The organism is Pseudomonas sp. K5002 (genome assembly GCF_013386655.1).
GTDB lineage: Bacteria > Pseudomonadota > Gammaproteobacteria > Pseudomonadales > Pseudomonadaceae > Aquipseudomonas.
Window position 1 is genome coordinate 1 of the sequence record NZ_JACARK010001391.1, and the last position, 2,164, is coordinate 2,164.

The following is a 2,164-nucleotide window of genomic DNA, read 5'->3' on the forward strand; positions in this document are numbered from 1 at the left end:
TCACCCAGGTCGGCCTGACGCGCGCTCAATTGCACCGCCAGCGGCAGTTCCAGGCGGTACCACGGGCCTTCGCCACTGACCGTCAGCGGCACCCGCGTGGTGAAATCGGCGGGCGTCTCCTGGGCCCAGGCCGATAACGTCGTGCACAACCCCAACAGCGCCACACTCAGCTTGCCCATCAAGAGGCCACTCCTTCAGTTTCAACCACCGGCTCGGGGCGCTTGGGGGGCAGCGGGGCGAAATAGCCCACCACCAGCAACAGCCCGCCCACACCGATAAACGATACGATCCGCGCCAGCCCGCCGCGGTTGCTCAATTCGACGAAGAACAATTTGGCCACCACGACGGCAATCAATGCCGCACCGATCAGCCACACCTCACGCCGGTGACGCAGATGGCCGCCGATCATCAGGCTCAGGGCAATCAGGGTCCACACTATCGACAGCCCGGCCTGCACCAGCATCGACTCCAGCAACGCATCCAGATGGAACGGCACGCCACCCCAGTGATGAGCCGTGCGCATCACCAGCGCAGTGAAGAAGGCGAACAACGAGACACCGGAGACCGCCTGGGCGACCAGTTCGGCGCGCGGCCCGCGTTGCGGTGCGGCACTGCGGGACCACAGGTACACACCCAACAGCGCGAATAGCAATCCAATATCCAGCGGGTTAAGCAGCGGCACATACGGCAGCGGCTCGGCGGTGCCGTCGCTGAAGATATTCGCCAGCCAGAACCAGCCGAGCATCAACACCGCCAGCGGCAACGCGGCATACAACCGGTACTCGCGCGGGTACGCCGACACCGGCCACGGCCAACTGCGTGGCGCGGCGGCCAGCACCAGGTATAGGCTCGGCAGGATCGCCCAGCCCAGCCAGCGCCAGGCGTTGTATTCCTCGGACAGCAGCAACAGGCCGTAGCGCAGCTCCAGCGCCAGCACGCCGATCAGCAGCCAGCAACCAAGCACATGCGCGGCGCTCAGGGCTTTCTCCGGAATGACCGAAGCCAGGCGTCGCAGCGACACGAAGTGCACCGCAAACACCGCTGCCCATGCCAGCCAGGCGAAGTTCGCCGCCGGGTGATAACGCGAGCCCCACGCGCCCAGCAACACCACGCCCACCGCCGGCATCAACAGCGTGCACAGCAAGCCCAGCGACGCCCATTGCAGCCTCAGGGCCAATACCGCCCAGATCGCCACACTCACCGCCGCTACCGCCAACAGCCAGGTGCCTTGCAGCATCGACGGTGCAAAACGCAGCACTTCGCTGACCAACGCCAGCGTCCACCAACCCGCACCCCACACCAGCAGCACGTCGGACAGCCGCTGCAAACTCAACGCCTCGAACACCGGCGCATGAGGCCTGCGCTGCAAGCGCCAGGCACCGACCAGCGCCGCCAGCCCGAGCACCATTGGCGTCCAGAAACCGCTATGGCCCAAAGGACGCAAACCCTCGCTGGTCAGCGGCCCGAGCAGGTCCGGCACCGCGATCAGGAACGAAGCGCCGCCGATCACTTGCAGCAACAACCCGAAGACAAAACTGACGCGCTGTTGCAGGTACAGGCTCAGCCAGATGATCAACAAACCACTGGCCGCCCACACGCCGCTGGCGGTCTCCCACGGCAGCACAAACAGCACCGCCAGGTTGATCAGCACCAACCCGGCGAGCAACACCACCGACAGGCCACGCAACAACCGCATATCGCTGCGCACCATGGTGTCCCGCGCGGCCAGCAGCATGCCGCCGATCAATGCCAGGCCAATCAGCGATGCGGTGAGCAAGCCGCTCCAGCCCGCACTGAACACCGCGCCTGAATCAGCCCCCGCTTGCAGGCGCAGCAGGAACAGCGCACCACCCAGCAGTTGCACGGCAAACGCGGTGAAGAGGAACGTACGCGAGCCGATGCGCAGGCCCACCAGCAAGGTCGCAAGACCGGCAAGCGCCCAACTGATGGCCGTGCCCTGGGTCCACAGCAGCAACGGTGCGAGCAGGTACAAGAAGCCCAGGCCCACACTGGCCAATACCGGCAAGCCTCGACGCTCCCATTGCGCCGCGTGCTCCACCGGCGCCTTGCGCAACTGGTCGAAACTGAACAGCAAGGCCGCCCCCAGCAACAACGCACCCAAGGGTGCACCGTCCAGCAGGCTGGTCTCGCCAATGCGCAATTC

At 65.7% G+C, this 2,164-nt stretch carries 2 protein-coding genes; both read right to left on the reverse strand.

Annotation, left to right across the window (positions count from 1 at the left end; translation table 11 throughout):
- On the reverse strand, positions 1-179 hold a 179-nt coding region (locus HX846_RS36635), incomplete at its 3' end, for a DUF3999 family protein (RefSeq protein WP_178967392.1).
- Positions 179-2,164, reverse strand: a 1,986-nt coding sequence (locus HX846_RS36640; protein WP_178967393.1) for a DUF2339 domain-containing protein, incomplete at its 5' end; no start/stop codon positions are given. The genes HX846_RS36640 and HX846_RS36635, both read right to left, overlap by 1 nt.